Consider the following 5,972-nt stretch of genomic DNA (forward strand, 5'->3'; position numbering starts at 1 on the left):
TATCGGGGCTTGTTACTACTATAATTGTTAATATAATAAATAAATATATACCTATACCACAATTATTTAGTGCATTTGTAGCATATGTAAGACATATTATTGCTGAAATATGGACAATGTTATGCTGAAAAGATTTTCACACAATTCACATTTTCGATGTGTTATATTTTGTATAAGGAGATTTAAGGCACTCGCCAAATGGTGGGTGTCTTTTTTGTGTGCAAAATAAGGAGGATGGTTGAATCATGGCTTATTCCGCATCTAAGGGATTGCTTGCTTTGCCGATAGATTATAGCAAAAGTAGTGGCTACACCTATCAGAAGCTATCGTACAAATACATACAGCCTAATGGTGCGTTGACTATTACCCCTAATCAGATGCAGGATCTTGATTCTTACGTAAATGGTGACGGCTATTTGAAGCGTAAGGTGTTGAAACACAGTCGTACAAAGATTGAGTGGAACACGCCATATTTGACTTATGAGGATAAATGTAAATTGATCTTGGCAATACGAAAGGGGTATAAGCAGGGGGATGGTGACTACTCTTCTCGAACTATTCGTGCAAGGTACTACAACGACTGGGAAGATGATTACTCCACGGGTAAGTTCTATATGCCTGATGTACAGTTTCAATATGGCGGGTTGTATCACGGAGCACCAATGTATTTGCCAATCCGTTTGGCGTTGATTGAGCATTAGGAGGATGATTGTAATGATTGAATTGACTGAACAGCAAAAAAGAGCGTTCTACTCACAAGGGTATTTTAATCGATACAAAATGTATTTTCCGGATCTTGATTTAACGATCGATAATGAAACAATCCACACAGAATCTGTGAAGATTGAAGAGAGTATTTGCAGTAATGAAGATTTAACGCTTGGTGGCTGCATTGCATCTTCGTGCGAATTTGAGGTGTCAGAGATCTTGCAGAATGATCTTAGTGGTATGGAGTTTATGTCTACGTTGGAGACAGTGGACGAAGAAGGCAATGCTGTGGCAGAGATCCCAATGGGAAAGTATCGTGTTTATTCTGTAGGAATGGTGGACGATAGGGACTATAAGAGAGTTGTGGCATATGATGCGATGCACAATGCTTCTGCTAGTATATCTGATTGGTATGAGGGATTATTTCCGGTGATCTCATCGAACGCGGTCACTAAGACCGATGATAATGGCACCGAGATCACGGTAATAGTGAAAAACTATGGGACGACCACGCTTAAAGCAATGCGCGAATCATTGTTGCAGCACTTAGGGATCCCGTATGAAGAGCAGTCATTAGTCAACGATGATATGATCGTCAGCAAGAGTCTGCAGCCATCGGGAGATAATTGCACCGGATTAATGATGCTCAAGTGGATGTGCGAGATCCACGGCGGTTTTGGCCGGATGAATCGTAATGGCAGATTTGAGGTAACGACCTTGCAATCTTCCGGGCTGTACCCGGATGAAGATCGGTACCCGGATTTAGACCTGTATCCGGAGAATGGCAATGCATCCTCAGTTGCGCTTGGCATTTCGGACGAGAAACCGAGAGCAGAGTACATAACGGCAAAATTCGAGGAATACATGACAAAATACATTACCGGCATCAATGTACGTACAGAGGACGATGATGTTGGATGCACAGTCGGAACAACGGAAAATCCATATATCATTTCCGGAAATGCTTTGCTATTTGGAAAGACGGCCGCAGAACTAAAACCAATAGCCGAGAACATTCTGAATGTAATCAAGGATATTATTTACCGCCCAAATACAACGGAGTTGATCGGTCTGCCGTATGTAGAGGTTGGCGATGTATATTCGGTCGAAAAAGAAGATGTGGTGGAATCTTATGTGCTAAGCCGCACACTGTCCGGCATTCAGTTATTAAGGGATACCTACGAGGCAAAGGGTAGTGAAACACGATCCAATAACGTGAGCGATTCTTCGGAGTTGATCCGGACGAAAGCCAAGATCCTAAAGATTCAAAAGGATATTGATGGCGTGCGGATTGAGATGTCAGATCTGGAAGAGGAGACATCATCACAGTACGAGCAGACCAACAAAACAATAGTGCTTAAGGTGACGAATAAGGGCAAGATGGTTCAGGTGGGTTTGGGATCAGACCCGGATAAAGGTACAGAATTTAAGGTGGGAGCCGATAATATCGAACTGTCGGCGGAAGAGGTTATTGAACTGTTATCTGGTGGCACGATTAATTTGTCGGCCGGCGAGGGAATAACCATTGAGGCCCCGAATTTTCAGTTGAGCAAAGAAATCATAAAGATACTGACTAAGAATTTCACGCTAGACGAAGAGGGCAACGTAACAGCGGCTAACATTACGATCACTGGCGGCCACATCAAAATTGTATCAGACAGCAATGAGCCTTTGATCGAGATGCAATATGGCACTGACGACAATATGGTTACGGCCGGATTGTCACCAGAAGGCGTGTATTATACTAATGTAACGGACACATGGGAAGAACGCAGCACTAGTGGTCTGATGACAAAGTATCGCACAGCAGTCAGTACAGAGCATAAAAACGGAACATGGCAGACAAACATGATAAAACAGCGTACATTTGGCGATGCGCAGGACTGGGAGACAATCGAAGAGTACCCTGCGGCAGAAATTGCTTACCATGCTGTAAGTGGCAAGGAGATAAATCGCTTTTACAGCGCGCAGGTGAGCAGTTATTTCGCTTCCACGGCACCATTTTTTGACGCTGTTGATCTATGGAAAATTGATACGATCAATTGGGTTATGGCGAATGGATTTACCATAAATGATGCCTATACATCATGCTTTAAGCTGGCAGACGGCGTGGTGCATCTTGCCATGGATGTGAGAGGTACGATTCCGGCCGGTAAATGGACAACGGTAGCTATGTTCCTGCCGGATGTATTTGCAGGATTCAACATTGCACCGGTAACGACGACCGCTAAGCAAACAGTCATGTATCCCATCTTGACTTCGCAGTCCGGAGCTGGGGCACAGGCGGTGGCACGGTTGACCTTGATCGGACCGGAGGTTGCCATAGAAATATATCAGTATGGGACCGCGGCAGCAGAATGGGCGCAGATAACGATGGACTACTGCATCGAATTGAAGGAGAGTGATTAACGTGTACGAAAAAGTAACGCATGATCCGATCGGATGGAAAACAAGCGTGTAGGGGGTACTAGCTTATCCGCGGAGAACCTCAACAAAATGGACGAGGACATCACCAAGATAGCAACGCAACTGGACAATGCCTACCAAGATTTATCGGGCAAGATCGAAGAAACGTCAATGCTGGTAGATACTATCAATGGGGAGGTGATCTAGTGGGAACCCTAAAAGAAAAGCTAAGCTACCTGTCTGAGACAAAAGAAGCAATTAAGCAGGCTCTTATTAAGCAACAGGTTACGGTGACGGATGAAGATACGTTTCGGAGCTATGCAGATAAGATAGCCGGAATAGAGGGTGGCGGCGGGGGCAGTAAGGTTATAAGTACAATGCCGGCAAGTAACGCTGGAAGTATCAATACTGACAATATGATCGAAATATGTTCAAGCGATGGTGCAAATTATTCGAGTGAGATCGAAATACAAAACATCATGGCTAACAGGGTTTTTGCAAACGCAGAGGAAGCACAGGGTTATGCGTTCGCAAACTCGATATATAGCAGTGACAGACAGCCATGGAAAGCTTTTGACGGAAACACATCGACATTGTGGTCGACTGAAAGCACGGACAACCAGGACGGAAAGTATTTAGGTTACAACTTCCACGATGTGGTGTATGAGGCAATAATCAGTTTGACGCTAAGCACGGATAACGCAGGAACACCTAAATTTAAGATACAAGGATGCGAGAGCGCTACCATAGATGAGAACACAGTTTGGGAAGATGTATCTGACGTGGTGGAATTAGGTTCCTATGAATCTACGCAAACACGAACCTATAGTGTAACCAATGGAAAAGGATATTGCGCATTCCGTGTGCTGTTGCTTGCAGGTGGTAGGCAAAGCAGTACATATGGATGGGCGATATACGAAATGAGCATAAAAGGTAAAAGAATGGAGGGATAATATGCTGACTAATAACTTTTATCTTGCAGTAGCAGGGCAACTTGCATGCAATACCGAAGCAAATAGATATGACATGATAGGTACGGATGGAAAGAAAATAACAAACAGAACTTCTTATGTAACGCCTGATAATTTCAATCCATTTCATTACGGAGCTATGGCGTTTTTGGCGAACAGAAATCAATTAACAGGTGCAGCAGGAAGTCCAGCAATAGGGATCATTATAGGTGATGGAACTACTCCGCCAACTGTTGATGACTATAAGCTGGAAAATCAAATAACAGATGGCTTTGGCTGTGTCACTTCATATCCGTCTGATGTAAACCAAGTTTATAATAGTCGTGGCATCATTATATGCGCCAGCATTACGAACAACAAAGCTGACGATCTAGTGATCAAAGAGATTGGATATATCAGATCACAAAGTACGTATTGGACATGCCTATATGACCGCACGGTACTGGAAGAACCGATCACAATTGCACCAAACGAAACGAAAACTATAGAATATAGGCTTAAAATGCCACAGCCGTAAGGCGGAAAGGAAGGTACATTATGGACAAATTACAAATCTATGCAACACAGTTAGGGCTGTCAACAATTACGGCAACCATTGCGTCAAAGTGTGGATTGCTTGGATGGATGCTAGTGGCGGTAGCTGCAGCAATGGTCATTGATTTTCTGGCCGGCATGGCCGCAAGTGCCAAGGAGGCAGTGGAACACCCGGATGATAAGTCATACGGATGGAGCAGCAGGAAAGGAATGATAGGGATCTTCAAGAAATTTGGTTACATACTTGTCATTGTGGCATCAATGATCGTAGATTTCCTGATCTATAAGCTGTCAGGAGTATTGTCGGTCACACTTCCGATGACGATGTTCTTCTCCACGCTTGTGACGGCGTGGTTCATTCTGAACGAATGCTTGAGCATCACGGAGAATGCCGGGAGAATGGGAGTGAAGGTACCTGCATTTCTGACAAAAGTGATTGCTGTCCTGAAGGGAACAGTGGAACATGAAGGGAATATATTGAAGGAAAATACAGAAATGGAGAAAACAGACTATGAAGAAAGAACATGACGTTAGAATTGACAGAACGAAGCTGCACCCTTGGCTGGATTATAAATTGACGGTGCTGCTGAAAAAGTGTGCAAAAAAGAAAATATATTTGATCATCACAGAAGGATTTCGGACGAAGAAATATCAAGATCAGTTGTATGCTAAAGGACGTACAAAGCCGGGCAAGGTAGTAACGAACGCAAAAGGAAGCACATACTCTAGTCAGCATATGTGGGGCATTGCGTTTGATATTGCGATTCAGTACAAAAAGGATCTGTATGATATTAACACGATCAAGAAAGTAGCAAAAATTGCTAAAGGTATCGGACTTGGTTGGGGTGGAGATTGGAAATCCATTGTCGATACGCCACATTTCTACTTGCCAAAATGGGGTAGCACGGCAACGGAATTGAAAAGAACTTACAAAACACCGGAAATGTTCAAAAAATCATGGACAAAGAGGGTGGTAAGAGATAAAGGACTGCTGCTCTGGAAAGCCACAAGTAAATTGACCGGTAGCTATTTGCGAATTCCAAAGGGGGCAAAAGTTGAAGTACTTTTTGTGAGTTCCAAATCTTGGTATGCTAAAGTACGATACAAGGGAAAAGTAGGTCACGTAAACAAAAAGTTTATAGAATAAACAAGGTTTATATGATAAAATAGGTTTGTTACCGCCTCCTAGATTGGTACGGGAGTGAGGTGAACTGCGTGGAATATATCATTTCTCTTATTGTCATTGTTGCGGCTGGTGTAATTTGCCATTACATCATCAAATGGTTGGACGGTGACAAATAGTCGGTAGCCAGCCTGTGGAATTAAGCCGTTCCACACCAAAAAATAGGAATA

General features: G+C 43.3%; 6 protein-coding genes. All 6 read left to right on the plus strand.

Going from position 1 to position 5,972, the window contains the following annotated elements:
• Positions 1 to 245: 245 nt before the first annotated feature.
• The 6 genes from DW981_RS14000 (at position 246) to DW981_RS14025 (ending at position 5,766) form a co-directional block, all read left to right on the plus strand.
• Positions 246 to 701, plus strand: a complete 456-nt coding sequence (locus tag DW981_RS14000; protein ID WP_118508172.1) for a DUF6711 family protein — start codon at positions 246 to 248, stop codon at positions 699 to 701.
• A 13-nt stretch (positions 702 to 714) separates the two neighbouring features.
• Positions 715 to 3,117, plus strand: a complete 2,403-nt coding sequence (locus tag DW981_RS14005) for a hypothetical protein (protein WP_118508173.1) — start codon at positions 715 to 717, stop codon at positions 3,115 to 3,117.
• Between the two features lie 203 nt (positions 3,118 to 3,320).
• Positions 3,321 to 4,067 carry a hypothetical protein gene (locus tag DW981_RS14010; protein ID WP_118508174.1) on the plus strand — a complete coding sequence of 249 codons (747 nt, stop codon included), beginning with the start codon at positions 3,321 to 3,323 and terminating at the stop codon, positions 4,065 to 4,067.
• A gap of 1 nt (position 4,068) precedes the next feature.
• Positions 4,069 to 4,602 (plus strand): hypothetical protein, encoded by a 534-nt coding sequence (locus DW981_RS14015; RefSeq protein ID WP_118508175.1) that lies wholly within the window; start codon positions 4,069 to 4,071, stop codon positions 4,600 to 4,602.
• A gap of 20 nt (positions 4,603 to 4,622) precedes the next feature.
• The gene (locus DW981_RS14020) at positions 4,623 to 5,147 is read left to right on the plus strand and encodes a phage holin family protein (RefSeq protein ID WP_118508176.1); all 525 of its coding nucleotides are present in this window, start codon (positions 4,623 to 4,625) and stop codon (positions 5,145 to 5,147) included.
• On the plus strand, positions 5,131 to 5,766 hold the full coding sequence (locus DW981_RS14025; RefSeq protein ID WP_118508177.1) for a M15 family metallopeptidase: 636 nt from the start codon (positions 5,131 to 5,133) through the stop codon (positions 5,764 to 5,766). Before DW981_RS14020 ends, DW981_RS14025 begins: the two co-directional genes overlap by 17 nt.
• The last annotated feature ends 206 nt before the right edge of the window (positions 5,767 to 5,972 follow it).

Source organism: Clostridium sp. AM49-4BH (assembly GCF_003478335.1).
GTDB lineage: Bacteria > Bacillota > Clostridia > Lachnospirales > Lachnospiraceae > Butyribacter.

Coding starts and splice junctions, on each gene's coding strand:
- DW981_RS14005 (WP_118508173.1), top strand. CDS start 715: ATGATTGAATTGACTGAACAGCAAAAAAGAGCGTTCTACTCACAAGGG.
- DW981_RS14025 (WP_118508177.1), top strand. CDS start 5,131: ATGAAGAAAGAACATGACGTTAGAATTGACAGAACGAAGCTGCACCCT.
- DW981_RS14015 (WP_118508175.1), top strand. CDS start 4,069: ATGCTGACTAATAACTTTTATCTTGCAGTAGCAGGGCAACTTGCATGC.
- DW981_RS14000 (WP_118508172.1), top strand. CDS start 246: ATGGCTTATTCCGCATCTAAGGGATTGCTTGCTTTGCCGATAGATTAT.
- DW981_RS14020 (WP_118508176.1), top strand. CDS start 4,623: ATGGACAAATTACAAATCTATGCAACACAGTTAGGGCTGTCAACAATT.